The sequence below is a fragment of the Rhodospirillales bacterium genome, from assembly GCA_016712595.1.
GTDB lineage: Bacteria > Pseudomonadota > Alphaproteobacteria > Rhodospirillales > Defluviicoccaceae > Defluviicoccus.
Genome location: JADJQT010000001.1, coordinates 442,470 through 466,925, shown reverse-complemented (window position 1 = coordinate 466,925; position 24,456 = coordinate 442,470). Strand labels below are relative to the sequence as shown.

At 62.8% G+C, this 24,456-nt stretch carries 26 protein-coding genes; 12 read left to right on the top strand and 14 right to left on the bottom strand.

The annotated features are described in order from the left end of the window. Positions 1 to 137 precede the first annotated feature (137 nt). Positions 138 to 1,046 (top strand): ROK family protein, encoded by a 909-nt coding sequence (locus IPK66_02090; GenBank protein MBK8174124.1) that lies wholly within the window; start codon positions 138 to 140, stop codon positions 1,044 to 1,046. A 10-nt stretch (positions 1,047 to 1,056) separates the two neighbouring features. Here the strand turns inward: IPK66_02090 and IPK66_02085 are convergent, their stop codons facing one another. After that, positions 1,057 to 1,863 (bottom strand): DUF1849 family protein, encoded by an 807-nt coding sequence (locus IPK66_02085; protein MBK8174123.1) that lies wholly within the window; start codon positions 1,861 to 1,863, stop codon positions 1,057 to 1,059. Positions 1,864 to 2,109: 246 nt separating this feature from the next. Between IPK66_02085 and IPK66_02080 the strand changes: the two genes are divergently transcribed. Continuing rightward, positions 2,110 to 2,823, top strand: coding sequence for a class I SAM-dependent methyltransferase (locus IPK66_02080; GenBank protein ID MBK8174122.1), 714 nt, complete (start codon positions 2,110 to 2,112; stop codon positions 2,821 to 2,823). Positions 2,824 to 2,891: 68 nt separating this feature from the next. Further along, a complete protein-coding gene (locus tag IPK66_02075) occupies positions 2,892 to 3,287 on the top strand; it encodes a DUF2237 domain-containing protein (protein MBK8174121.1) in 396 nt (131 codons plus the stop codon). A gap of 53 nt (positions 3,288 to 3,340) precedes the next feature. On the opposite strand, the gene IPK66_02070 is transcribed toward IPK66_02075, so the two are convergent. The 10 genes from IPK66_02070 to IPK66_02025 all read right to left on the bottom strand — a co-directional run bounded on the left by IPK66_02070 (position 3,341) and on the right by IPK66_02025 (position 12,857). Beyond that, a complete protein-coding gene (locus IPK66_02070; protein MBK8174120.1) occupies positions 3,341 to 3,826 on the bottom strand; it encodes an SUF system NifU family Fe-S cluster assembly protein in 486 nt (161 codons plus the stop codon). Continuing rightward, positions 3,826 to 5,061, bottom strand: coding sequence for a SufS family cysteine desulfurase (gene sufS, locus IPK66_02065; GenBank protein MBK8174119.1), 1,236 nt, complete (start codon positions 5,059 to 5,061; stop codon positions 3,826 to 3,828). The genes IPK66_02070 and sufS overlap by 1 nt, the downstream gene beginning before the upstream one ends. Positions 5,062 to 5,090: 29 nt before the next feature. Further along, positions 5,091 to 5,993 (bottom strand): hypothetical protein, encoded by a 903-nt coding sequence (locus IPK66_02060; protein MBK8174118.1) that lies wholly within the window; start codon positions 5,991 to 5,993, stop codon positions 5,091 to 5,093. 75 nt (positions 5,994 to 6,068) lie between these two features. Beyond that, positions 6,069 to 7,208, bottom strand: coding sequence for a mitochondrial fission ELM1 family protein (locus IPK66_02055; GenBank protein ID MBK8174117.1), 1,140 nt, complete (start codon positions 7,206 to 7,208; stop codon positions 6,069 to 6,071). A gap of 162 nt (positions 7,209 to 7,370) precedes the next feature. Then, complete coding sequence (locus tag IPK66_02050) at positions 7,371 to 8,549, bottom strand: CHAD domain-containing protein (GenBank protein MBK8174116.1); 1,179 nt, start codon at positions 8,547 to 8,549, stop codon at positions 7,371 to 7,373. A 306-nt stretch (positions 8,550 to 8,855) separates the two neighbouring features. Next, positions 8,856 to 9,239 carry a low molecular weight phosphatase family protein gene (locus IPK66_02045; GenBank protein MBK8174115.1) on the bottom strand — a complete coding sequence of 128 codons (384 nt, stop codon included), beginning with the start codon at positions 9,237 to 9,239 and terminating at the stop codon, positions 8,856 to 8,858. A gap of 180 nt (positions 9,240 to 9,419) precedes the next feature. Then, on the bottom strand, positions 9,420 to 10,031 hold the full coding sequence (locus tag IPK66_02040) for a UPF0262 family protein (GenBank protein ID MBK8174114.1): 612 nt from the start codon (positions 10,029 to 10,031) through the stop codon (positions 9,420 to 9,422). Further along, the gene (gene hisD, locus IPK66_02035) at positions 9,931 to 11,226 is read right to left on the bottom strand and encodes a histidinol dehydrogenase (GenBank protein MBK8174113.1); all 1,296 of its coding nucleotides are present in this window, start codon (positions 11,224 to 11,226) and stop codon (positions 9,931 to 9,933) included. Before hisD ends, IPK66_02040 begins: the two co-directional genes overlap by 101 nt. Continuing rightward, positions 11,210 to 11,992 carry an ATP phosphoribosyltransferase gene (locus IPK66_02030; GenBank protein ID MBK8174112.1) on the bottom strand — a complete coding sequence of 261 codons (783 nt, stop codon included), beginning with the start codon at positions 11,990 to 11,992 and terminating at the stop codon, positions 11,210 to 11,212. The genes hisD and IPK66_02030 overlap by 17 nt, the downstream gene beginning before the upstream one ends. 289 nt (positions 11,993 to 12,281) lie before the next feature. Then, the gene (locus IPK66_02025; protein MBK8174111.1) at positions 12,282 to 12,857 is read right to left on the bottom strand and encodes a YqgE/AlgH family protein; all 576 of its coding nucleotides are present in this window, start codon (positions 12,855 to 12,857) and stop codon (positions 12,282 to 12,284) included. 216 nt (positions 12,858 to 13,073) lie between these two features. Between IPK66_02025 and IPK66_02020 the strand changes: the two genes are divergently transcribed. Both IPK66_02020 and IPK66_02015 read left to right on the top strand, forming a co-directional pair. Then, entirely contained in the window at positions 13,074 to 15,263 is a 2,190-nt protein-coding gene (locus IPK66_02020) for a thioredoxin family protein (protein ID MBK8174110.1), read from the top strand. Positions 15,264 to 15,435: 172 nt separating this feature from the next. Beyond that, positions 15,436 to 15,918: a peroxiredoxin gene (locus IPK66_02015; GenBank protein ID MBK8174109.1), complete on the top strand. Its 483-nt coding sequence runs from the start codon at positions 15,436 to 15,438 to the stop codon at positions 15,916 to 15,918. A 113-nt stretch (positions 15,919 to 16,031) separates the two neighbouring features. Here the strand turns inward: IPK66_02015 and IPK66_02010 are convergent, their stop codons facing one another. The 3 genes from IPK66_02010 to IPK66_02000 all read right to left on the bottom strand — a co-directional run bounded on the left by IPK66_02010 (position 16,032) and on the right by IPK66_02000 (position 18,284). Beyond that, on the bottom strand, positions 16,032 to 16,478 hold the full coding sequence (locus IPK66_02010) for a hemerythrin family protein (GenBank protein MBK8174108.1): 447 nt from the start codon (positions 16,476 to 16,478) through the stop codon (positions 16,032 to 16,034). 353 nt (positions 16,479 to 16,831) lie between these two features. After that, a complete protein-coding gene (rnhA, locus tag IPK66_02005; protein MBK8174107.1) occupies positions 16,832 to 17,317 on the bottom strand; it encodes a ribonuclease HI in 486 nt (161 codons plus the stop codon). Continuing rightward, positions 17,307 to 18,284: a homoserine kinase gene (locus IPK66_02000; protein MBK8174106.1), complete on the bottom strand. Its 978-nt coding sequence runs from the start codon at positions 18,282 to 18,284 to the stop codon at positions 17,307 to 17,309. Before IPK66_02000 ends, rnhA begins: the two co-directional genes overlap by 11 nt. Positions 18,285 to 18,370: 86 nt before the next feature. On the opposite strand from IPK66_02000, the gene IPK66_01995 reads away from it, so the two are divergent. From IPK66_01995 to IPK66_01965, 7 genes are all read left to right on the top strand, one after another. Further along, a complete protein-coding gene (locus IPK66_01995) occupies positions 18,371 to 18,610 on the top strand; it encodes a CDGSH iron-sulfur domain-containing protein (protein MBK8174105.1) in 240 nt (79 codons plus the stop codon). Between the two features lie 89 nt (positions 18,611 to 18,699). Further along, positions 18,700 to 19,206: a hypothetical protein gene (locus IPK66_01990; GenBank protein ID MBK8174104.1), complete on the top strand. Its 507-nt coding sequence runs from the start codon at positions 18,700 to 18,702 to the stop codon at positions 19,204 to 19,206. Between the two features lie 237 nt (positions 19,207 to 19,443). Then, on the top strand, positions 19,444 to 20,547 hold the full coding sequence (gene gcvT / locus IPK66_01985; protein ID MBK8174103.1) for a glycine cleavage system aminomethyltransferase GcvT: 1,104 nt from the start codon (positions 19,444 to 19,446) through the stop codon (positions 20,545 to 20,547). A 54-nt stretch (positions 20,548 to 20,601) separates the two neighbouring features. Continuing rightward, positions 20,602 to 20,979, top strand: coding sequence for a glycine cleavage system protein GcvH (gcvH, locus tag IPK66_01980; GenBank protein ID MBK8174102.1), 378 nt, complete (start codon positions 20,602 to 20,604; stop codon positions 20,977 to 20,979). Then, positions 20,979 to 22,322 (top strand): aminomethyl-transferring glycine dehydrogenase subunit GcvPA, encoded by a 1,344-nt coding sequence (gene gcvPA, locus IPK66_01975; protein ID MBK8174101.1) that lies wholly within the window; start codon positions 20,979 to 20,981, stop codon positions 22,320 to 22,322. Before gcvH ends, gcvPA begins: the two co-directional genes overlap by 1 nt. Position 22,323: 1 nt before the next feature. Beyond that, positions 22,324 to 23,865 (top strand): aminomethyl-transferring glycine dehydrogenase subunit GcvPB, encoded by a 1,542-nt coding sequence (gene gcvPB, locus IPK66_01970; GenBank protein MBK8174100.1) that lies wholly within the window; start codon positions 22,324 to 22,326, stop codon positions 23,863 to 23,865. 75 nt (positions 23,866 to 23,940) lie between these two features. After that, positions 23,941 to 24,369: a type II toxin-antitoxin system RatA family toxin gene (locus IPK66_01965; GenBank protein ID MBK8174099.1), complete on the top strand. Its 429-nt coding sequence runs from the start codon at positions 23,941 to 23,943 to the stop codon at positions 24,367 to 24,369. Positions 24,370 to 24,456: the final 87 nt, after the last annotated feature.

Here is a 24,456-nt window from a genome sequence, read left to right as displayed (position 1 = left end):
TTCGCAGGCAAGGGCAAATGCCCTCAGGGTCGGGGCAATCGCATTTTGTCGAACGAACCACTTTTTCGAAGGCGCCCCCTTTTTCTTTACGTGCCCTTTTCCTTTACGTGGTGGTCGTGATCACGGAGGTTGAGCGTATGCGCATCGGCATCGATGTTGGCGGCACGAAGATCGAAGGCATTGCTCTCGGCAAGGACGGCGCGACCCTTGCCCGAGTGCGCGTGCCGAGCCCCTGTGGCAACTATGCGGCAACCCTCGATACTGTTGCCGCCCTGGTGGAGCGCCTCGAGCGAGAGGTGGGCACGACTGGAAGTATCGGCGTGGGCATTCCAGGCGCGATCTCGCCGGCGAGCGGCCGGATCAAGAACAGCAATGCCGGCTGGCTGATGGGCCATCCGCTCGACCGCGACCTCGCGGATCGCCTGGGGCGGCCTGTCCGCCTCGCCAATGATGCCAACTGCTTCGCGGTGTCCGAGGCGACCGACGGTGCAGCAGCGGGCGCCGGCGTCGTGTTCGGCGTCATCCTCGGCACCGGCGTCGGCGGCGGCATCGTCATCGATGGTGCGCCGCTCGCTGGCGCGAATGCCATCGCCGGCGAATGGGGCCACAACCCGCTGCCATGGATCGAGGATGACGAACGACCGGGCCCGCCCTGCTATTGCGGAAAACGCGGCTGTATCGAAACCTTCCTCTCCGGCCCCGGCTTCGCCGCCGATTATCGCGCCGCCACAGGCATGACGCTCGCCGCCACCGAGATCGCGGCGCGCGCCGCAGCCGGCGAGCCTCAGGCGGAGCACGCCCTCCAACGCTATGTACACCGCCTGGCGCGGGCATTGGCCACGATCATCAACGTTCTCGATCCGGACGTGATCGTTTTGGGCGGTGGCATGTCGAACATCGCAAAACTTTATGAGGACGTACCGAAGATCTGGCAGCAGTGGGTGCTGTCCGATCGCATCGAAACGGCGCTCCGACCCAACCACCATGGTGATTCCAGTGGCGTGCGGGGGGCCGCGTGGCTGTGGCCGCAGAACGAGACGGAATGACGGAAGGCGATCAGCAATCCGGTGGCGGCAGCAGCTCGATTTCCTTCAGGCGAACGTCCAGCGAGAAGGTGTCGAACTGCTGAATGATCTGATCGGCGATCCCATCGGCCCGGTATTTCGCATCCATTTCGAATTCCGCTTCCGGCGACGAATCGTCAAGCGCAAAGAACGCCATCCGCGTCCAGAACGACGGCTCGACAGCGAGGCCCACGTTCTTTGCCAATGTCTCGGCATCCGTCGGACTGAGCGGGCGCATTACAGCGCTGATTTCGTAGGGATTATCGAGACTGGCCCCGTCAAAAACGGTGCGGCTGAGCAAATGCTTGCCCTTTGCCGCTGCGGCGAGCACCTGGCGGATGTGCTCCGTGGGAAAGAGTGTCCCGATCGGCAGCCGGATTTCCGTGCCGGACGGCTCGGAGAACCGGGCGCGCCCCGCGCCGAAACGCTTCAGCTGCGCCTCTCCTTCCAGCTTCTCGATGGTTTTACCGTCCTGTTCGTAGCGTGCGTGAAAGTGAAAGCTCCGCCCATCGACGGATTCCCAACTGGCAAACGACCACAGGGAGTCCGACTCGGTCTCATTATCGCGCAACAGCCGTAGGAAGGTCCTGTTTTCCACCGTCCAGCCGTCGCAACCGCGGGCGAAGCGATACACCATCACGCCATCAGCGGAGACGACGTCGGAATTGTGCGTGGTGTTCGCCAGCACCATGCGATAGACGGCTCGATGCGGCTGCAAATCCACAGCCGACGATGGTCCCGGGGCGAAAGCGACCAGCAGCGAAGTTGCGAGAAGAAAGCAAAGACGACGCATGAACATGCCTAATACCCGCGCGGCACGCACGGGTGTGAATGCGCCGCACAGTACGCTGCCACGGGCGTCCCTGTCCACGCTCGCCGCAAGCGGCGGCGGCCCGCGCTGCTTTTTTCCGTGCTGCCACCACCATCAATCTCCGCGCAGACTGCGAATGAATTGCACTAATCGTCCAAATCAGGGCTTTTGCGCTTTGCACAAAAGGCAGATTCAGTGTATCCCCCGCGCACAACGAAGGCACCGGGAGGCCGAATGGACGGCGGGATCAAAGCGAAACGCATCGAGGCACTCGAAGCGGAACGTCCGGGTCTACCGGATTATCTGGTCAACACCTACACATGGGCGTACCTCACACCAGCAAGCTTGTTACTGCTCGATAACCGCGTGGTGCTAACGGCCATCCTGTGGGGAAACCTTCCCCGGCTGATCCGCACCGCCCGCGTCGAATTCGAACCGGGCCAGAGCGTGTTGCAGGCGGCAAGCGCCTACGGCAACCTTTCGCCCGAGCTCGCCGCACAGGTCGGCCCGCAAGGCCACCTCGACGTGATCGATATCGCGCCATTACAGGTGGCACACGTACAGCGCAAGATCTCCGAGTACCCGCACGCGCACGCGCGGGTCGCCGATGCCGCGGCACCGGGCGGTGGTGTCTACGACGGGGTCTGCTGCTTCTTTCTCCTTCACGAGATTCCCGACGCACAAAAGCATGCGGTCGTCGATGCGCTGCTTGACAAGGTCGAGCCGGGCGGCAAGGTCGTGTTTGTCGATTACCATCGGGTCGGTCGGTGGCATCCGCTGCGCGGACCGATGCATCTCGTCTTTCGCCTCCTGGAACCCTATGCCACGGGCTTGATCGAGCGCGAGATCGTCGATTTTGCCTCCCAACCCGAGCGCTTTCACTGGACAAAAGAGACCTACTTCGGGGGGCTTTACCAGAAAGTGGTTGCGGTGCGACAGGCCTGCTGAGCGCAGGAGCTATGATCGGCGAGCCGCGAAACCACGGATGAGCGATTATATAGCGGGAGAGTTCCATCGTGCGTGATGGCGATTCAGGCCGATCCGGCGGCCAGCGCAACGTCCTTGGCGAACAACTGTCGGAATGCAGCTGCAGACCGAAAACCGGCTTTTTCCGCACCGGCAGTTGCGAGACATCGCCGATCGATTATGGGGCGCACGTCGTCTGCGTTCAGGTCACGGCGGATTTTCTCGCCTTCAGCAAACAATGCGGCAATGACCTCTCGACGCCGGTTCCAGCATCCGGTTTTCCTGGCCTGCAGCCGGGTGATCGCTGGTGTCTTTGCGCCGCGCGCTGGCGTGAGGCGCTCGACGCCGGCATGGCACCGAAAGTCTCGCTGACGGCGACTCATGAACGCGCCCTCGAGTACGTGTCACTCGACGACCTGAAGCGGTACGCACTTGATCTGAGCTGACCCGCGCGGCGCCGACGCTCGCCTGATCCTGACCTCGTGAACAGAAACAACGGCTAGTCGGTGCGCCCGCGACCCGAGAGCGCGGCGTGCATCGCCTGCCAGGGGAGGATTGCGCAGCGGATCCGAACCGGAAACGAGCGCACACCCTCAAGTACCCTTAGCCGGTCCAGGGCTGCGGCCCCGTCCGGGGTCAAGGCGCTGGCGGCGTTGCTTGGCGCCAAATCGCCGTCGTCGGCGCCCGTGCACAGTCGCTCAAACGCCTCGAACAGCCGCTCGGCCTGCGCTGGTGTCCGACCGACAAGAACTTCGGTCATTATCGACCCCGAGGCGAGGGAAATAGCACACCCCTTCGCCTCGAAGCCGGCGTCGTCGATCACGCCGTCCTCGCCCACCGCAAGATAGACGGTCACCTCGTCGCCACACATCGGGTTGCTGCCATGAGCATGGCAGGTCGCGTCTTCCACCCGGCGGAAGTTTCGTGGAGAGCGTGCATGATCAAGCACGACCGCCTGATAAAGCTCTTGTAGGTCCCGGCGCATCAGCCGAACATCTCCCGCACGCAGCCCAGCCCGTCTGCGAGCGCGTCAATGTCTCCTTCATGCGTATAAAGGCCAACCGAGGCGCGGACGGTCGCCGTTACCCCCAACCGGGACATCAACGGCTGGGCGCAATGATGGCCCGCGCGCACGGCGACGCCCGATCGGTCGATGACCGTGGCAATATCGTGCGGGTGAACACCTGCCATCTCGAACGACAGGATTCCCGCCTGTCCTGTTCCTCCGGGCAGGACGCGCACCCCGTCAATTCGGCCGAGGCGCTCGATCGCATACGTCGTCAACGCACGCTCGTGTGCCTCGATCCAAGGAACGCCGATGGCGAAGACGTACTCGAGCGCCGCGGCCAGTCCGATCGCCTCGACAATCGCCGGCGTGCCCGCTTCGAAGCGGTATGTGGGCTTCTTGAACGTCGTCCGCGCAAAACTCACGCTCTCGATCATCTCGCCGCCCTCTTGCCACGGTGGCAGCGTCTCGAGAATCTCCCGTTTGCCCCAAAGCACACCGATGCCAGTCGGCCCATAAGCCTTGTGGCCGGAGAAGACATAGAAATCGGCGTCCAGTTCCCGGACATCGACAGAGCGGTGGCCAATCGCCTGGCATCCATCGATGAGAACCAACGATCCGCAGGCATGGGCGCGCCGGATGACCTCAGAAACCGGAACAACCGTCCCCAGAACGTTCGAAACATGGGTGACGGCAACCAGCCGCACACCGGGTGTGAGCAATGCAGCGAACCGCTCGAGGCACAGCGCCCCATCATCGCCGATTGGCGCGATGCGCAGATCGATACCGCACTTCTCGCGCAACATCTGCCAGGGGACGATGTTGGCGTGGTGCTCGAGTTCGGAAATCACCACAGCATCGCCCGCGACCAGCCGACTGCCGAAGCTCGCGGCGAGCAGGTTGATCCCTTCGGTGGCGCCGCGAACGAAGACGACCTCGTCGGCGCTACGCGCGTTGATCGTGTGTGCGACAGTGCCGCGGGCGGCCTCGAAGGCGGCGGTTGCTTCGTAGCCGAGCGTATGTACGCCACGATGAACATTCGCGTAGTGATAGGCGTAGGCTTCGTGCATGGCGTCGAGCACGGCACGGGGCTTCTGCGCGCTTGCCGCAGTATCGAGATACGCGAGCGGGCGTCCGTTTACCTCGCGTCCGAAGATTGGAAAATCGGCGCGATACGAACGCGTGACCTGCGATAAACCAGCAACCACACCCAAGTCATCGGATAAAGGCGCCACATCGTCTCTCAAGCGGCGAGCGGTATGGTTTTTTCTAGAACCTCGAACGCGTCATGGCGAATGTGGTTTTGACGCATCTCCTCGCGCAACAGGTCCTCGCTCACGATTCCTTTGTCGACGCACTCGCGCAGCAAACCGAAGAAAAACCGCTCCTGGTTCGGGTCCGGGTGGGGAACGTAATGGCCGAGGAAGGCGTAATCACCGAAGACTCGGCGACGGACCTGATTAAGCCAGCCCAGCACAGCGAAGCCGGACGGCTTTTCCGGCAGCATGAAGTCGACCGGCAGCCCCGTCTTCCACGGCTGGGTCTTGCGCTTCGTCGTATGCAGCATCTTCGTCGCCGGCGACAGCTTGTCGAGGTCGTTCCACTCGTTTTCGAGTAGGCCGATGGTATCCGCCGGTTCGTAAAGCAGGCCGATCCACTTGGCATAGTCCCGTTTGCGCGCAAACAGCTCGGCGAATTGCTCCTCGACCGTCCAATGCCGCAGCTTGGCACAGTCAAGCAGCATGACGCTCGTCGCCATGACCCCCTTCTTCTCCTTATAACCGGAGCGGGGACGCGCCATGATCGCCTTGCCGTGCATGTCGCGCGTCAGCAGGTCCCAGACGTCGGCGACGGCAAAAACATCAGGATCGATGGAAACCGCACGACCCTCATAGCCCATGAGCTGCGGCGGCAGAAAGCGCGTCGGTGTGAACGACTGCAGGTCTTCCATGTGCCATCTACGGCTGACACCGTCGCGGAGGTATTCCTGGCCTTCCCGCGCCAACAGGAACGGATAGTCTTTCGTGTGCATGATCCGCACGTCAAACGCATCGGCGTGGCTGGAATTGCGCTTCAGCGAATACTCCGCGACGAGCGCGCCCACGATCTGTTTGTGATTCGTCTGAATGAAAACCGTTGGTTTCACGTCTGCACGTCCATTGTCACCCAACAAAGACCTGATTTGGAATTAACAGAACGACCCTGTGAGAACAAGACGTCCTCACCGATCGTTGAACAGAGTGTGGATCCGCTGCACCACGCGTGGCACGTCGTCGGGCGGCTGCGCCTTCGGCGTTGCGAACGGCTGTCCGAGCCTCACGGCGAACCCTCCGTCGATCAGGGCACCATGGACGGCCTCAAATTCTCGCGAATAGCCAACGATCCCGAGATCGTATAGCGTGTCGCCCAGTCGAACCAGCGGGCCGGCGCGCCCGTCGCCGGGCGCCGGTTGGAACAGGTCGGCGAGGCGCGTTTTCACCCCATGCCAGATCCCTTCCGCCACCGGCAACGCGAAGATCGCGAGCGGTTTGCCGACTCGCGCCACCTCGACAAGCATCGAGACGCTGTCGCCGGTAACGACAAACCGGTCAGCAAGGCCCAGCAGTCCTTGATAGGGGTTGTCGGTCACATCGGCCCGCCAGCGGAAAATGCACCCGCCAGGTGGCAGGCCGGATTCGAGCGCCTCGATGACCGGCGCCGGCGTACGCCGACTGGTGGTGATAAACAGCGTGCCGTCTTCTCCACAGGTTTTGCGCAGCGAATCCAGAAATGTGCGGGCGACCGCGGCGTCGAAGACGAACGGCTTGGTCGGGCCGCCAACGAGAACGGCGGTCAACGGTCGCGGCAACGCCGCCAGCTTCTCGCGCCAGGCCGCGGTGCCCGCGGCGATCCTCTTCGGATCAATTCGCATCAACGGTAAGTCGAGGCGCAGCACATTCTCGCGTTCGGGCAGACGGTACTGCGGCGTCGCCAGGACCAGATCAAACTGCCGTAACATTCGGCGCGGCCGGCCGACAATCACCACCTTCGTGCCGCCCGACGATTGCTGCCTGATCCACATCGCCGCCATCGACGGCCGACGGCCGACCGTCAGAACGAGGTCCGGCCACGGTGGTGACAGCGAATCCGACGCCTGCAGATCGACATGGTAGAGAGAGGCCTTGAACGGCGGCTTCCCGGTGATGTATCGCGGGAGAAAGCGCAACGTCCGACGCTCGACCGGCCAGCCAAGAGCATCGGCGACGATCTCGACCTGCGCGTTATCCCCCAGCTTGTCGCCGACGACGAGCCAGACACGGCGTTGCGGCCTTTCCTCTCCAAGGCCATCCAATCGACCGGTAGTTCGCGGAACCGGATCCACAATCGCGCTCCCACCCAGAAAGTGCCAGTTCTTACGGCGTCGGTCACACCAAGTGGGCAACCCACTGGAGCCGCAACAAAGCACCCGAAATTAATGGTATCGAGAAATGATGACCGGTCAGCGAGGGAGGTCACCAAGCGATAAAACAGACTGCCGCGCGCTTCATCCCATTTGCGTGCGGCGATTACCCGGACGGCGTCGGGCCGTTTCCTCAATGGCTGTCGGCGTTTCGGCGTTCGGACCGTCTCCCGAGCTTGTCTCAGCGTCATCGAGTTCGGGCGGTGGGTCAAGCGTGTCGGCCGAAGGCGGTTTTGATGTCGCGATAGGGCGGGCATTCCGTGCGGCGATCGAGGCCGTCCCCCAGTACGGGCGACGGGCGGAGAACCGCGCCCAGTCGCGCACGAGATCTTGCTCGCGGTCGTTACTGATATGGCTATGCCAGCCGACAACGAGACCCGCAGCGTATGACAGCCGGGTGCGCACCTTCCCATCGTGTTGCTTGATTACATTTTTCAACAGCTTGCGCGCAACGGCGATATCATTGCTGGCGCCCAGGTCATCTTGCAATTGCTTCATCGCGGCAAGATAGGGCGTGACCCGACGCGCCGGATAGAGCGAGGAGAAAAACTCCGTCGCGTAGCGGATCTTCTTGAGCTGAATTCGGACTTTGTGCCGGTCTTTCGGCTCGAGTTGGGCGAAGTCCTCGGCTGTCGCACAGAGCTGCGTGTAGATTTCATCGAACATGTCGCGCGAGATATCGAGCGCACTCGCTCGCAGCAATGCCGCTCGATCGGCCGAGCCTGCCCCGTTCCACCGCCGGCTATCCGCCCAAGACTGTAACAGCAGGATCAGACCGAGGTAACGGTGAGATGCGACCGCCACTTGCGCGCGGGCATAGGCCTCATCCCGATGCGCCTCTACCCGCTCGTGCAGAAGCGCCAACTCGGTGTTTCCCTCGAGCTGTTTTTCGACTGGAGCCAAAACATCGGCCACGAACACGTCCCAATCGCGTGCCGGGCCGAGTTCGCCAATCAGCCACTTCAATTCACCGGTCAGATAGTCTCGCTGTTCCGTCGGGATGAAGGACTCATAAAGGGCCAGGCACGAACGCAGCCGTCGGATGGCAACACGTGTCTGATGCACGCCTTCTTCATGCAATCGCGCCAGCACGCACGCCTCGTTGGCGCGCATGTGCTCGACGCACGCAAGGACGATGGCGGCCAACGCGTCTTCCGCGGTGGTGGTGGAAGTCGGCCTCGGCAATCGGGCCTTAGCCCATCCCCCCTTCGATTTCTCCACCGGTTTCTCGGCCGGTTCTCCGCCTGCAGTCGCCTCGGTCATCGGTGCTGGCCTCGGTCGGCGATTGATCCTTGCGCCCGGTCGGGCGATACGCTCTGCCCCACTTCTCGGGGTCGTTCAAACGTACGCACCCTTTACCCTACCCTCCAGGTTCGTCACGAGTGCGACCAGCATCGAAATACCGGAGGACATCAGCGGCGTCGCCAACAGAGACACCGAATACCCCCTCTCAGCGGTAATATCACACAAATAAGCAGCGGGAATCCTGTCTTTCAAGTTTAACGTTCGGAGGTATCGGTCTTAGGGTGACACCCCTTGCGGCCTCCTGTCCGATCCTCTTGCCAGGATTTAAAGGTCCGCCATCGGGGTAATCAAGAAGTGTTCCTTGATCCGACGGATGAGCTGATCGCGCACCTGCCGGTAGGCATCCAACCGCGTATCCCGGTTACCCTCGACGACCGACGGATCGAATGTGTGCCAGAAGGTGACGTCGCACGCCATCACCCGGGTCATGTCGACGGCGCGGTGCTGCGCTTCCGGAGATAGCGAGATGACCTCATCGAACGAATCGTCTTCCAGGTCATCAAAGGCTTTGGGTCGGTGCCGGGCAATATCAATGCCGATCTCGTCCATTACCTGGACGGCGAATCCATCGATTTCGCCCGGTCGCACCCCCACCGAATCGACGTAGATACGATGTCCGATCAAGTGTTTGAGGATTCCTTCCGCCATCGGTGAGCGCACCGCATTGTGGGTGCAGGCGAACAGCACAGCGGTCGAGTTTGTCGCCACGGCACGCTCACGCCTCTAGCGGCGCTGAACCCGCCAGGATGCTCGCTGGCTCGCCGCATAACCGGGGCTGTTCAGTCGAGCGTTGCGGGGCGGGCGCGGACATGCGGGCGGGTTTCCTCGTCAGCGCCGAATGTGCAGCACACAGACCAGCGTGAACAGGCGACGTGATGTATCCTTGTCCATCTTCACCCGGTCCGCCAGCCTCTCGCGCAGGAGTTCAGCGCCCTCGTTGTGCAGACCGCGTCGCCCCATGTCGATCGCCTCGATACGACTGGGCGTCATCGTCTTGATCGCAGAAAAATAACTTTCGCACACTAGAAAATACTCTTTGATGACAGAGCGCATGATCGCGAGCGAGAGGGAAAATCGGGTGAGTTGAAGGTCGAGATCGTCACAGACGACAAAGTTCAACCGCTCCCCGTCATTTGCAAGATGCAAAACGTAGGGGCCGTTGAATGGGCCACTCAGTGAAAAATGATTGTCCTCAATCAAATCGTAAAGCGCCGCACGGCGCTCATGTTCAACCGCCGGACTGAGCCGGACGTGCGCACTTTCCTCGAGCACGATACGGACGATGCGCTCGCCCTGTTCATCTTTCTGCAACGAAGCCGATGTTTCCGCCACAGCCTCGTTACCGATGGTTGAGACGTATCGAAATGGATCGGGCGTGCGCGTCAAGGCCTTCCACGTTTGCCAGCGTGATTGCCGTCGGCCCCAGCCGGGAGAGAGCATCCAGGTCACAGCCGAGGAATGTCGAGCGTTTCATGAAGTCGAGCACCCCGAGCCCGGAGGAAAAGCGGGCACTGCGCGCCGTCGGCAGGACATGATTCGGACCAGCGACATAATCGCCGAGCGCTTCCGGAGTGAACCGGCCCAGAAAGATCGATCCGGCATTGCGGACGCGCGTCAAAAATGACGACGAATCATTGATCGCGAGTTGCAGGTGTTCAGGCGCGAGGCGATCGATCAGCGCTGGCGCGTCATCCAGCGAATCGACGAGGATGATGCAACCATTGGCCTGCCAACTCGCCTCGGCGATGGCCTTGCGGGAGAGCGTTGCGAGATGACCGATCACGGCTTTATCGACCGCTTCGGCAAAGGCTCGGTCATCGGTGATCAGAATCGACTGTGCCGCCGCATCGTGCTCCGCCTGCGCCAGCAGATCGGCGGCGATCCACGCCGGATCGTTGGCCGCATCGGCGACGATCAGCACCTCCGACGGGCCGGCAATCATATCGATGCCGACCTGTCCGAACACCCGCCGTTTGGCGGCGGCCACATAAGCGTTCCCTGGACCGACGATCTTGTCCACGGCGCCGATGGTTTGGGTGCCGTAGGCAAGGGCGGCGATCGCCTGCGCACCGCCAATGCGATAGACCTCGTCGATCCCGGCGATATGCGCCGCCGCCAGGACCAAGGGCGCGAGATGTCCACGGGGCGCGGGCACCACCATCACCAGCCGGCGGCATCCGGCAACGCGGGCCGGCACGGCGTTCATCAACACCGAGGAAGGATAAGCGGCGCTCCCACCCGGTACATAAAGCCCCACCGATTCGATGGGTGTCCAACGCCAGCCGAGGCGGACGCCCTCGTCGTCGGTGACATCGAGATCTGCCGGACGCTGTTGCGCGTGGAAGGCCTGGATCCGCGCGGCGGCCCGTTCGAGGGCTTCCAGCGTTGCGATGGGACACGCCATAAGCGCGGCGGAAATCTCCGTCTCGCTCACGCGTACCTGCGACGGTTGAAGGGCAACGCCATCGAAACGCTGAGTATAATCGACGACGGCCGCATCTCCACGCGTCCGCACGTCGGCGATAATCGCGGCGACGACGGCATCGACGTCTTCCGCAGACTCCCGCTTCGCGCTCAAAACCGCAGCGAAGTCCCGCTCGAAGTCGGGACTCGCAAGGTCAAGCAGCACGGGCATGAATGGCTCCGCGAAAACGTTCGATCCAGCCGCCGATCTCGATCGGGCGCGTTTTCCACGCCGTGCGATTGACGGCGAGACGCGATGAAATCGCCGTGATCTGCTCGACCTCGACGAGGCCGTTGGCCTTGAGCGTGGCTCCGGATGAGACGAGGTCGACGATACGCTGGCTCAGCCCGAGCACCGGCGCGAGTTCGATAGCACCGTTCAAGACGATGCATTCGGCTTGGACACCGCGACCGGCGAAATGCCGGGCCGTGAGGCGAGGGTATTTCGTCGCCACCCGGATATGGCTCCAGGTACGCGGGTCGTCTTCGGCCGAAAGCCCTTCCGGCTCACACACGGATAGCCGGCAGTGGCCGATGTCGAGATCGAGCGGCGCGTAGATTTCGGGATAGTCGAATTCCATCAGCACGTCATTGCCGGCAACACCGAGGTGTGCCGCCCCGAAGGCGACGAACGTGGCAACGTCAAACGAGCGCACCCGGATGATGTTGATGTTCGGTATGTTGGTCGTGAAGCGCAATTGGCGCGCGTCCTCGTCGGCAAACGCGCTTTCCGGCTCAATGCCGACGGCGCGCAGTACGGGCATGACCTCTTTGAGGATTCGGCCCTTGGGAAGGGCTAGGATCAACTGTTTTTCGGACACTCTCGAAACCGCTCCCTGTCGCTTTGTCCCGCGCCTAGCACCTAAGCCCTTGGGTGCGACGAGTCCAGCCCTGGCGAATCGGGGCAGCCGGACGTACGGCGCATCATCGGCAGGCATTCAGCGAAACTATCGCCGCACGGCAGTGCTTAGGTCGCTCCCCGACGCTCCATCAACAGGGTTATCCACCGAAACTGTGGATACGTGTATTTATTGTTACAGCGCTCATCAAGCGATTGTAATTACGGGCATCGAGCGCACATCAGACGCAGCCGACGGCGCCGATCCCCGCCACCGCTCTCGTTCGTGGCGTGTCGATCGCCCGAATTGCCGTCAAACTATGCACATCGTGCCCGTGCGGTTCGAACACCAGGATGGGCTCGACCAACGATTCGCAAACGAACCGGCATCAGGCGTGACCCGCCTCCTCGGAAAGCATTCGCGGATCGATGCCGAGTTTGGCCATTGCCCGCTCCCACTTGGACTCAAGGTCCTGATCAAAAACCAAGTCATCGTCGGCAGCAACGTGGAGCCAGCCGTTCGCACGGATTTCGCCGTCAAGCTGGCCCGGCCCCCAACCGGCGTAGCCGAGCGCGAGCAGATGTCGGCGCGGTCCCTCGCCGCCGGCGATCGCCCGCAGGATATCGGTGGTCGCGGTCAGCGAGACATCGGCGGCAACGACGAGGGTGCCGTCCTGCTTGTAATCAGGCGAATGCAGGACGAAGCCACGCCCGGTTTCGACCGGCCCACCGCAATGGATGCGGATCGTCGGCTGGATGTCGGAGGCCTCGATGCCGAGCTGTTTCAGCATATCGGCAAAAGATAGCGAGTCGATCGTCCGGTTGACGACGAGCCCCATAGCGCCCTCGGCGCTGTGAGCGCATATATAGATGACTGACTTGACGAAACGCGGATCGCGCATTCCGGGCATCGCGATCAGGAGTTGGCCGACAAGGTCGCTATCGAAATTCGTCGAACGTGCCATGTTCGTCTCGCGGTTCGTGGTTCAATCTAGACAGTCGGAACTCGAATTGTCCACGCTTCCGCACCGTTTCGCGAGGAATGGATTACCCGCTCCCCTTGATCCTACCTCCGCGGGGCAGCACGTGCGCTTGCGCCTTGAACCGGATCGTGTCCAAATCATCTCTCGGTCAAGGGTGATTTTTTGTGATTGCCATAAGGAGATGGCTTGGTGATGCGCATGCTGCGTTGGCTGACTATCGCCGTGCCGCTTGCGCTGGCTTTGTCCGTTCTGCTTGCTGCGCCGCGCACCGCCAATGCCGCAGGTTCAGTGGAGCCGGCCTCTGAGTGGGCGCAAACCGATCACGGGGGCGTCCGCCTGATCTCGTCGCAGAACGCCGTCGGTCGCGACGACATAGTGCTCCTCGGTCTGCAATTCCGCATGCTTCCGGGATGGCATATCTACTGGCGATCACCCGGCGATGCCGGATTTCCGCCGCGGGCGGATTGGTCGGCATCGGAAAACCTCGCGTCCGCCGAGATCGAGTGGCCGGCACCGCAGCGATTCAGTGTGCTCGACCTTCAGACCGTCGGCTATTCGGGGGCCGTCATCCTGCCAGTCACGGCGCACCTAGCGAAACCGGGCGAGCCGCTTCACCTGCGGGCACGGATCGACTACCTGACGTGTTCCGATATTTGCGTTCCGTATACCGCCGATCTCGCGCTCGACCTGCCGGCTGGAACGCCGGCACCATCGATGTTTGCCCACGATCTCGCCCGGGCGCGCGCCGCGGTCCCGGGCCCTCCCGGTCCGACCTTCACGATCGATCGGGTCAGCATCGACAGCGCCGCCGCTCCGTCTGTCCTCGCCGTCGACGTTCACGCCGATCCGCCGCTCGAACAGCCCGATGTGTTTATCGAAGCGGCATCGCCGCTTTCCCTGGACGCACCCATGGTTTCACACGGCGCCAATGGCGCGACGACGTTCCGCTTGCCGATCAACGCCGCCCAACAATCGGACCCGTTGCTGGTCGGGCTTGCGGTGACGGTCACGATCGTCGACGGCGCGCGTGCGATCGAGACGACGCAGACCATTGCGGTCGAAGGCAGCCGGTCAACGAGCCCGCCCGGCGAGAAAGACCTTGCCGCCCGCCACCTGTCGCCGGGTGACGCCGGGCCGTCCACCTTGGCGCTTATGCTGGCGCTCGGAATTCTCGGCGGCCTCGTGCTCAACCTGATGCCATGCGTGTTGCCGGTGTTGTCGATCAAGCTGCTGTCGATCGTCGGGTATGGTGGAGACGAAAGGCGGACCGTCCGCGCCGGCTTCGTCGCCTCCGCGTGTGGCATTCTTTTCTCCTTCATGGTGCTGGCGGTAGCACTGGCAGCCCTTAAGGCATCCGGCGCGGCAATCGGCTGGGGTCTGCAATTCCAGCAGCCGTGGTTCCTTACGGCGATGGTTCTGATCGTCACCGCCTTCGCCGGGAATCTGTGGGGCGTATTCGAAGTGCCGTTGCCGCGCGCGGTGGCCGCGGCAGATGGTCGCGCTGGCCGGATCCGGGGCATGGCCGGTCATTTTCTCACCGGGGCGCTGGCGACGCTGCTCGCCACCCCCTGCTCCGCACCATTTCTAGGAACGGCGATCGGGTTTGCGCTCGCCGGCGGGACGCGCGAAATTTTCGTCGTGTTTACCGCAATCGCCACCGGACTGGCCCTTCCCTACCTCACGATCGCCGCGTTCCCGGGTCTTGCGACGCGGTTGCCGCGCCCAGGACGATGGATGGCCCGGCTTCGCCGCGTCCTTGCCGTCGCACTGGCGGGCACGGCCGTCTGGCTGATCGTCCTTCTTTCCGGTCGGATTGGCTGGCCGGCAGCCCTTGCGGTCGGTGGGATTGCCGTCGCTGTCCTGCCGCTACTGGGCGCGAGCCGCCATCATGCGCATCGTCTGCGTCCTTTTCGCCTGGCCGGTGCCGCCGTGCTCGCAGCAGCGGCGTTTGCCGTGCCGGCACGGGTGCCGATCGGCAGCGATGCGGCTGGATCGCGACCGGTGGCTGGCGCACCCGCACCGGCGGTGAACTGGGTGCCGTTCGAGCCTGAGCGCATCCCCGGTCTCGTCGCCGAGGGCCGGATTGTCTTCGTTAACGTCACCGCGGATTGGTGCCTGACCTGCAAGCTTAACGAGCGGCTGGTGCTTTCACGCGATCCGGTGCGCGCCAGCCTCGCCCTTGGACGGGTCGTGGCAATGCAGGCGGACTGGACCGCGCCGGACGATCGCATCGCCCGCTATCTCGCTGGGTTTGGCCGCTACGGCATCCCGTTCGACGCCGTCTACGGTCCCGCGGCGCCCGAGGGACTGGCGCTCCCAGAATTGCTGAGCGACAGCGCCGTCGAAGAGGCTCTGGCGCGCGCCGAAGGGGGCATCGCACAACGTTGACGCCGGCGATGTCAAGGCTGCCCGGCATGTCGCCATCCGCGCGGCGACCCATGCCCGGTGAGCGGAGCGCGATGGTCTTTGCAATTCGCCGGGCCCGGCCTTATGTCACTCGCGGCGAGGCGTATGATGCGCCCGTTTCGCGACAGATAGATAAGGGAAAAGGGGGACGGCAATGACGCTCCAAGTCGGCGACAAGATTCCTTCGGTCAAACTCATGCGTTGGGGCACCAACGGTCCCGAGCCGATTACCACCGATGATCTGTTCAAGGGAAAAAAGGTGGCACTGTTCGGCGTCCCCGGCGCATTCACGCCGACCTGCTCGGCAAAGCACCTGCCAGGCTTCGTCGAACAGGCCGCAGCGCTGAAGGCGAAAGGGATCGACGAAATCATCTGCACCTCGGTAAACGACGTGTTTGTCATGAACGCGTGGGGGAAGGATCAGGCGTGCGGCGATAAAGTTATGATGGTGGCTGATGGCGACGCCGCCTTTACCAAGGCTGCCGGACTCGAACTCGATCTGACCGGAAAGGGCCTGGGCCTGCGCAATCAGCGGTTTTCCATGGTCGTCGACGACGGGGTTGTCACTGTCCTCAACATCGATCCGGCAGGCGCCTTTGAGAAGACGAGCGCTGAGAGCCTTCTCGCCGCGATCTAGATTCTCGATCCGTCTTCCGATTGATCGTCGCCGTTCGCTGATTCCCCACCCACCGGGTCGCGACGCTTCGGTGCGGGCGCGACCCGGTGGGTGGGCGCGTTCGCGATGACGGATCATGAACTGAGCGTAGGCTTGCTGGAGGGAAGCGGCGGGCCGAAAACGATGGCGTCTGCACGGGGCGCGTAGGGCCGATACGCCATGTCCTGGACGAAGATGTGATGGCGGAGCCACGCCGTCAGATCGTCAAGAAGGTCTTGGGCGATGGCGGATTTGTCGGCGCCGTTGGCCGGTTGCGTCTCGTCGCCTACGCACTTTCGCAGCTGGGCGATCACGCGCGCGAAGCCCTCGCGTTCGGATCGTTGGCCGCCGAACGTCGGAGCGTTGCGAGCGCCCAGCCCTGTCTCTTCGCGGGCGAAGTGATAGCGACAATAGACGACGAGCGTATCGAGGACGACCTGAACAATTCGCTCCGCTTCTTCGCCCTCGGCATCCTTCAGCAGACTGATGATGCGAATAAGACAGCGGTGGTCGGCATCCAGAGCTGGCACCCCCACAGCCATTGATTCAGTCCAATCGAAATTCCTCATGCACTCCCCGCAAATTAGAAAACGCGGAGTAACGCCTCCCCCAGATAAAATAATGTATCAAATAGGCCATCGTCGGAATACTGACAATTCCGTAACGGATTTTGCCTTCGTGGCGCTTTTGCGGCAGCCTGCCGAAAGCGGTGACGATCGCCCGCTCGCGCCGCCCCGACCGGCTCGCGCTTACCACGTGTGCTTGGACGAATCGCCGTTGAACCGATACGCTGATGTTGGCTGGTTAGCTGCCCAGCGATGCGACGGCCACACACACACAACGGTCCGTCAGTCCGTCAGGACCCGCACAAATGGCGGGGATGCGGCAGAAAAATCTATGTCGTCGACGGACCTATGCCGTGCCGAGCGGTGACCGTGCGTGCGGCCGCGCGCGCGAGGGCGTCCGCCCGCTCGTTTTCGACGTGTCCGGCGTGGCCGCGTACCCACTGCCAGTCGATCCGATGCGGGGCGCTCGCCGCGTCCAGCCTCTGCCATAGGTCGGTGTTCTTCACCGGCTTCTTATCGGCCGTGCGCCAGCCGTTTCGCTTCCAATTGGCCATCCAGCGCGTAATCCCGTCGCGCAGATAGGTCGAATCGGTGAATAAACGCACGACACTCGGCCGCTTCAATGACGCCAGCGCCTCGATCGCCGCCGTCATTTCCATCCGGTTGTTGGTGGTAAACGCCTCGCTTCCGGACAGCTCCTTCTCGTGATCGCGCCAGCGCAGGATCACGCCCCAGCCTCCGGGACCGGGATTGCCGAGGCAGGCGCCATCCGTGAAAAGATCAATCTGGTCGGTGTTAGCGTCGTCAGCAGGCATCGAAAGCATCCAGGCCATAGGCGGCGAGCCCGCGGGCGCTACGGTGAAAGCGCAGCCGTCGCAGGTATTCCATGGGATTCTTGGGCGTGACCAGCGCGTTTTTCGGCGTGTTCAACCAGTCGAAAAGCCGGGTCAAAAGAAATCGCATTGCCGCCCCTCGACATAGCAGCGGTAGCGCCGTTAATTCCTCGGCCACGAGCGGCCGGACGGCTTGATAGCCACCAATAAGCCTGCGGGCCTTGGTGACATTAAAGCTGCCGTCCGCCTCGAAACACCACGCGTTAATGCATATGGCGACGTCATAGACGAGAAAATCCGTGCAGGCAAAGTAGAAGTCGATCAACCCGGAGAGCCGCTCCGCTTCGAAGAACACGTTGTCCGGAAATAGATCGGCATGGATGACGCCGTGCGGCAGCGCGGTTGGCCAGCGCCGCTCCAAAAGCTCGAGTTCGCTCGTCAACTCCGCGGCGAGATCGGGCGCCACCGCGCCTTCCCGTTGAGCCGATGCGTTGTAAAGCGGCCGCCAGCCGGCGACCGACAGATCGTTCGCGCGAAACATTGGAAAGTCCGCCCCCGCGAGATGCATTCGCGCGAGCGCGTCCCCCAGCGCCTGGCAGTGCGCGACGGTCGGCCGGCGCGGCCACATTCCGCGCAGGAAGGTGACGATCGCGGCACATCGACCCGCGAGTCGGCGCAGCGCCTGGCCATCCCGTCCTTTCACCGGCGTCGGGCACGGGATTGCCCGCGCGGCCAGGTATTCCATCAATGCGAGAAAAAACGGCAGGTCGCTCTCCTTCACCCGCCGCTCATAGAGCGTCAGGATGAACGGTCCCTGCTCGGTGACCAGCAGAAAATTTGAGTTTTCAATTCCCTCGGCGATGCCTTTGCAGGCGATAACGCGACCAATGTCGTACTCCTCGGCGAAGGACTGGACTTCTTCGTCGGCGATTTCGGTATAGACGGCCATGACGGCATCTTGTCACGGGTGCTGCCGCGACGATAGTCTCACGCCGCGCCGATCGGACCGTCGCTGGCAAAAGGAATTGCGCCCTCATGACCGAAGCCGTCATTGCCCAGAAGTCACCCTTTCCGGTGGCGGTCGAAGCAGGCAAAAAGTATGCGTGGTGTGCCTGCGGGCGCAGCGCCACACAGCCGTTCTGTGACGGCACGCACAAGGGATCGGCGTTTGCACCGGTCATTTTCACCGCCGAAGCAACCGAGACGGTGTGGCTGTGCGGCTGCAAACGTACCCATCAGCCGCCGATGTGTGACGGCACCCATGGTACGCTGTGAATAAGGGTGCCGCGACGGCGTGTCGCGGGCGGGTTGGAGCGCCTACAACGCGGCAACCCTGGGTCACGCATGTTGCCACCGGTGGGCTCTTGCTGCTTCTCGCGGCTTGCTCGTCGAAGGAGATGGACGTCTGCCCGCGCGTCGCCGTGCTTTCGGACGGGGAAAGCCTGACCCGGTTCCAGCCGGGAGAAGGGCGCGACATTCTCGATATCGTCTTCCATGCCCAGATCGGGGACGTCGTCGCGACCTGCACCTATTCAAAACTCAAGGACGACCAGCGGCAGGTCGCGGTGCAGTTGGCTCCGGTGTTCATCCTCAGCCGTGGGGCGGCGAATCCGGATGGTCAAGTCGCATTCAGCTATTTCGTCGGCGTCGTCCGTGATGGCGTCATTCTCAATAAGCAAGCGTTCGATATAACGACGGCGTTTGTGGGCAATCGTTCGCGCATGGTTCTGCCGGACGACGCTCCACCCATCGTTGTCGACGTCCCGCTGCCATACAAGGGCGCGGAATACGAATACCAGATTCTCGTCAGCTTCCAACTCACCCAGGCCGAACTCAACTACAACCAGAACGCGCCGAGCGACGCAGACTGAAGCGCGAGGCTGTCTTTCTTTGCCCTTAGAAAAGGGCCATTTGAGAGTGATGCCCGCACGCCTTGTCTTGACGGCGAAGGCCAGGCCATGGGCGGCTTTGGTGCATGGCCTGGCCTTCGCGGGCGCTGAGAACCGAGCGCCCCCCTACTGCTGAAACCGCGACGCAATTGACCGATCGCTCCAAGCCAGTATAACAGCAGCGTTTTTCCCGCGAGCGAAACAGCCAGGGAGGGCCAGATGGGCGAGCAGGCCGACGCACCGCTGAAGCGCACCCCTCTCTACGATCTGCACTGCGAACTTGGCGCCAAAATGGTGCCCTTCGCCGGCTATGAGATGCCGGTACAGTTCAAGGGTATCCTCAGCGAGCACCTGCATGCGCGCGAAAAGGCCGTGCTGTTCGACGTCTCACACATGGGCCAGATGCGAATCGATGGCGAAGCCGCCGACGCACTCGAGAGTCTCGTCGTCGCCGATGTCAAGGGCCTGCCCGTCGGCAAGGTTCGTTATACCCTGTTTACCAACGCGGCCGGCGGGATCATCGACGATCTGATGATCACCCAGGGCGGTTATTACTTGATGCTGGTGGTCAATGCCGCGCGCAAGGCCGTCGATTTCGCGCACCTGCGCGATCGGCTGCCGGGCTTCGACATTCATCTGCTCAATGACATGGCGCTGCTGGCGCTGCAAGGACCGGCGGCAGCCAGCGTTCTCAGCCGCCTCGCTCCGGCGAGCAAGGTGATGCTGTTCATGACCAGCGAGGCGCTGAAGATCGGAGACATCCGGTGCATTGTCTCGCGCACGGGGTATACGGGGGAAGACGGTTTCGAGATTTCCTGCGCGGCGAGCGAGGCGGAAGCGCTTGCCCGCATGCTGCTCGCAGAACCGGAGGTCATGCCCGCCGGTCTGGGCGCGCGCGATACCCTGCGTCTGGAAGCGGGCCTTTGCCTGTGGGGCAATGATATCGACGAGACGACGACGCCGGTGGAAGCCGGATTGAATTGGGCAATCAGCCGTCGTCGTCGCGAGGAAGGGGGATTTCCCGGGGACGAAATCATTCTGCGCCAACTGTTCGACGGCGCGCCACGCAAGCGCGTCGGCATCAGGCTTGCGGGCAAAGTGCCGGCCCGCCGCGGCAGCCGCATCCTCGACGGCGACGGACGAGATATCGGTGTGGTTACGAGCGGCGGTTACGCGCCCTCGGTCGGCGGGCCGATCGCTATGGGATACGTTACGCCCGCAGTGGCAGACGTGGGAACGTCGGTCCAACTCGTCGTTCGTGATAAACCCCTGCAAGGAGAGGTCGTTCTCATGCCCTTCATCGAACAGCGGTACGTCAAATAGCGTCAGTACGAGCAGCGCGACAATCACAACGCTAGGCACGGAGATCGAAAGCTCATGCTCCCGGTCCGCTTCACTCGCGAACACGAATGGGTACGCGTCGAGGACGGCGTCGGCACCATTGGCATTACCGACTTTGCGCAAGGTCAACTCGGCGACGTTGTCTTCGTCGAGCTGCCGGCGATCGACACCGAGATTGCTCGCGGTGTTCAGGCGGCGGTGGTCGAATCCGTCAAAGCCGCCAGCGAGGTTTACGCCCCGGTTTCCGGAACGGTCATAGCGATTAATGATTCCCTCGCCGACGAGCCCGGCCAAGTCAACGGCGACCCGCAAGGGGCCGGCTGGTTCTTCAAGGTCCGCCTTTCCGATCCCTCCGAGTTGGACGGACTGATGGATCAGGCCGCTTACGAAGCGTTTCTCAGGAGCCTTGATTAATGCGCTATCTGCCGCTGACTGACGACGATCGTAATGCGATGTTGGCGGCAATCGGCGTCGGATCGATCGAGGATCTGTTCGGCGACGTACCGCCAACGGCACGCCTGCAAGGCCCGATCGATCTGCCGCCTCATCAAGACGAGATGTCGGTCGAACGGACGTTTCGCGCGTTCGCCGCACGCAATCTCAGCCCGTCGGCCGCGCCATGCTTTCTCGGCGCCGGCACCTATCGCCATCACATTCCGGCAGCGGTCGATCATCTCATTCAGCGCGGCGAATTTTTGACCGCCTACACGCCCTATCAGCCGGAGATCGCCCAGGGAACGCTCCAGTACCTGTTTGAATTTCAAACTCAGGTGGCGCTGATCACCGGGATGGACGTTGCCAATGCGTCGCTCTACGACGGGGCCACGGCGTGCGCCGAAGCAGTCCTCATGTCGGGCCGGATCACGAAACGCAAACGCGTCGTGCTGTCCGGCGGATTGCACCCGCACTACCGCGCGACGGCGGAAACGTATTGCCGGTTTCTCGGCTTCCATAGCGTCTCCCTGCCGCCGTCCTGGGCGGGGGACGAGGACCCGGCCGATCGCATCGACGGCGATACCGCGTGTGTCGTGGTGCAGAATCCGGACGTTTTCGGGCGCGTTCGCGACTACTCCGATCTGGCGCAAGCCTGCCATGGTCAAGGTGCCTTGCTTGTCATCGTCGTCAATGAGGTCGTTTCCCTCGGCGCTCTGCTATCGCCCGGCGAAATGGCGGCCGACATCGTTGCCGGCGAAGGCCAGTCGCTCGGCAACGCGCCCTCGTTCGGCGGTCCTACGGTCGGCCTTCTCGCGGCGCGCGCGCGCTTCGTCCGCCAGATGCCGGGCCGTCTGGTCGGCGAGACGGTCGACGCCGACGGTCGGCGAGGCTACGTGCTGACCTTGTCAACGCGCGAACAGCATATCCGCCGCGAGAAGGCGACCAGTAACATCTGCACGAATTCCGGGTTATGCGCGCTGGCCTTCACCATCCATGCGACCTTGCTGGGGGAAGCAGGCTTCACGCGTCTCGCCGAATTAAACCATGGGCGCGCCTGTGCGCTGGTCGAGCGTCTCGCAGAGGTTCCAGGCGTCAGCCTCCTCAACGAGACATTCTTCAATGAAGTCACCTTGCAATTACCGACGGCAGCCGCAGACGTGGTCGAACGCATGGCGGGAAAAGGCGTGCTCGGTGGCGTTCCCGTCTCCCGCCTGCTGCCGGCTTGGCCGGAAGTGGATCGGCTCGTCCTCGTTGCCACGACGGAAACGAACAGCGACGGCGATATGGACGCATTCGTCGCGGCGTTGAGGGAGTCACTGTGATATGGCCGAACCGATGGGCACGATCAGTGGCAACCGAGGACTGCAGATTGAAGAGCCGCTGATCTTCGAGCAGGGCTCCCCCGTCAAGACAGCCGTCGACCTGCCACCGGCAAATCCCCCGAAGGGGAGTGATCGCCTCGGCAGCGCCCGGCGGCGCGGGCCGATCGGTTTGCCGGGCCTCAGCGAGCCCGAGGCAGTTCGCCACTATCTACGTCTCAGCCAGATGAATTACTCGATTGACTCCGGGTTGTTTCCGCTGGGCTCGTGCACCATGAAGCACAACCCGAGACTGAACGAGAGCGTGGTGCGCCTGCCGGGCCTGGGTGATCTTCATCCGTTGCAGCCGGTCTCGACGGTGCAGGGAGCGCTGGCGCTGATCCACGAGCTTGCCCACTGGCTGAAAACCCTCACCGGTCTTCCGGCCGTGGCGATGTCGCCGGGAGCGGGTGCCCATGGCGAGTTGGTCGGTCTGATGACGATCCGCGCGGCTCTGGAAAGCAGGGGGGACCCGCGAAAGCGGGTTCTCGTGCCGGAATCCGCGCATGGAACAAACCCGGCAACGGCCGCCGCCTGCGGCTATGTCGTCGAAGCGATTCCGGCTGATGCGCGCGGACGCGTCGACCTCGCGGCGCTGCGCACCAAGCTGGGGCCGGACGTCGCCGCGATCATGGTGACCAATCCCAACACCTGCGGCCTGTTCGAGACCGACATGCAGCACATCGCCGACGCGGTACACGCCCACGGCGCCTTCTTCTATTGCGACGGCGCGAATTTCAACGCCATCGTCGGGCGGGTCAGGCCGGGCGACCTTGGCATCGACGGCATGCACATCAACCTGCACAAGACGTTCTCGACACCACACGGCGGCGGCGGCCCCGGCTCCGGCCCAGTGGTGCTGTCGAAGGAACTTGCCCGCTTCGCCCCGGTCGCCTATGTCGTCGAGGATGACGGCGGTTTTTCTCTCGTCGAACACGAGATGCATTCCGACGGCAAGCCGATCGGGCGGATCAAGGGGTTTCACGGGCAGTTCGGCATGTTCGTCCGAGCACTCGCGTACATGATGAGCATGGGCGGGGACGGTCTGCGGCAAGCCTCTGCAGACGCTGTGCTCAACGCCAATTACATTCTGGCCGAACTGCGGGACGACCTCTCGGCGCCCTTTCCCGGATCTTGCATGCATGAGGCCGTGTTCGACGACCGCTTCCTCAAGGATACCGGCGTGACGACCCTGGATTTCGCCAAGGCGCTGATCGATGAGGGGATTCATCCGATGACCGTCTATTTTCCCCTGGTCGTACACGGAGCGATGCTCATCGAACCGACGGAGACGGAGAGCAAAGCGTCGCTTGACCAGTTTGTCCGAACGCTGCGCGGTCTCGCGCAACGGGCGAAAGCAGGTCATTGCACGTATTTTCACGAAGCGCCGAGAATGGCGCCCCGCCGCCGGCTCGACGAGACGCGTGCGGCGCGCAATCCGGTGTTGCGCTGGCGCCCGGGTTCGAATCCGGTGACCGCTTCAAAGATCGGCAAAGCAGCCGAATAGCCCCACCAAATCAACCGGCAGAGCAGCCGACGGCGTTCATACGTCGAGCCGAGGCAGCGCAGGGAGAGAGAACCCTTGACCACGCATCGTGACAGTCGCTCGATCCTGGCGCCGGCAGAGCGAGTATTCGACCTCGTGGCCGACGTCGAGCGCTATCCCGAGTTTTTGAGTCTATGGCGCCAGGCGCGAGTCTTCCGCCGCGACGGAAATGTCTATTATACGCATCAGGAAATTGGACTGGGTCCCGTGCGTGAGCGATTTCACACGCGCACGGAGCTCATTCGCCCGGAGCGGATCGACATAACCTCACGCGATACGATGTTCCGCTCGTTTCTCATCCGCTGGGATTTTACCGACGAAGATACCGGCTGTCGGGCTTCGGTGATGTTGGACTGGCAGATGCGATCGAAGTTGCTGCAAAAGGCGATCGACGCGCTGCTGCCGTCGGCAGCGCAGTCGATGGTCGGAGCGTTTCAACGGCGCGCGGAACAAACGCTGCGCTAATTAAACCGTCCCCGATGAGATGTCCCTGGCGGGGCCATTCGCCAGGCTGGCCGCGCCCGTCAGTCGCAGAACGCCGAGGACACAGCG